The sequence below is a fragment of the Pelomicrobium sp. G1 genome, from assembly GCF_051905455.1.
Lineage (GTDB): Bacteria > Pseudomonadota > Gammaproteobacteria > Burkholderiales > UBA6910 > Pelomicrobium.
Window position 1 is genome coordinate 1 of the sequence record NZ_JBQACR010000162.1, and the last position, 374, is coordinate 374.

Consider the following 374-nt stretch of genomic DNA (forward strand, 5'->3'; position numbering starts at 1 on the left):
GCGTTTGACTTCCGGCCAGTGCGCTTTGAACTCCCGGCCGGGAACCAGAAATTCCGCCGCGGCCCGGTCGCAAAACCGCTCGACGCGGTGATCCCCCTGCAGGATCTTGTCGTAGCCGGAAAGTCCTTCGCCGGCTGGCCCCAACCAGAGATGAGCCAGTTCGTGCGCCAAGGTGAACATCTGGGCGGATTTGGCGTCCGCGCCATTCACGAAAATGAGCGGCGCATACGGGTCTGCGAGCGCGAAGCCGCGGAACTCCTCCACATCGAGCTTGCGGTGGGTATTGTTGCCGACCACGCCGTTGACCACGACGAGGACGCCGATGTCCTCGATGCGACGGCGCAGTTCCAGAACAGCGGCTTCCCAGCTCGGGA

Annotated in this window: 1 protein-coding gene; it reads right to left on the reverse strand. The window is 63.9% G+C overall.

Annotated features, from left to right (window positions below):
- Window positions 1-374, reverse strand: a 374-nt coding sequence (locus ACTFO6_RS17980; RefSeq protein WP_439935773.1) for an ImmA/IrrE family metallo-endopeptidase, incomplete at both ends; no start/stop codon positions are given.